The organism is Vibrio sp. 1078-1 (assembly GCF_033340475.1).
Window position 1 is genome coordinate 1 of the sequence record NZ_JAWOWM010000696.1, and the last position, 563, is coordinate 563.

Sequence of the window (563 nt, forward strand, 5' to 3'; positions counted from 1 at the left end):
CGGATACACACGAGAAGCGATTGTTGGAAAGCATCATTCGATTTTCTGTGACCGAGGCTATGTTCATTCCCCTCGATACCAACAATTTTGGGATGACTTAAAAATGGGTAAGCATAAGCGGGGTACGTTTGAGCGTCTAACCTCACAACGTGAAAGACTGGTACTTGAAGCCAGTTACTTTCCCATTGAATCTGAACACGGACAAATTGAAAAAGTAGTCAAGATCGCGTCAGACGTGACACAACAGAGGCTAGAATCAGAGCAAAAAGAAGCCATTTTGAATGCGTTAGATCTGTCTCTAGCCACGATTGAGTTCGACCGTGAAGGATACATTCTGACCGCCAACCAAAACTTCTTAAAAACCTTGGGATACGAGTTGAGCGATGTTCAAGGAAAACATCACAAACTATTTTGCTTTGACGATTTTTACCAAGAAAATCCCGGCTTTTGGAAAGATCTCGCCGCCGGCCAGTTTAAGTCCGGACAATTTTTAAGGCGTTCAGCCTCAGGTGACAAAGTGTACATTGAAGCCACTTACAACCCCATCTACGATCCGTTGGGCT

The 563-nt window shown here is 44.2% G+C and carries 1 protein-coding gene; it reads left to right on the forward strand.

What is annotated here, in order from left to right; all coding sequences use genetic code 11:
* Nucleotides 1-40: 40 nt before the first annotated feature.
* Nucleotides 41-563 (forward strand): PAS domain-containing protein (locus tag R7190_RS29570; RefSeq protein WP_318138164.1); only part of this gene is annotated, 523 nt, incomplete at its 3' end.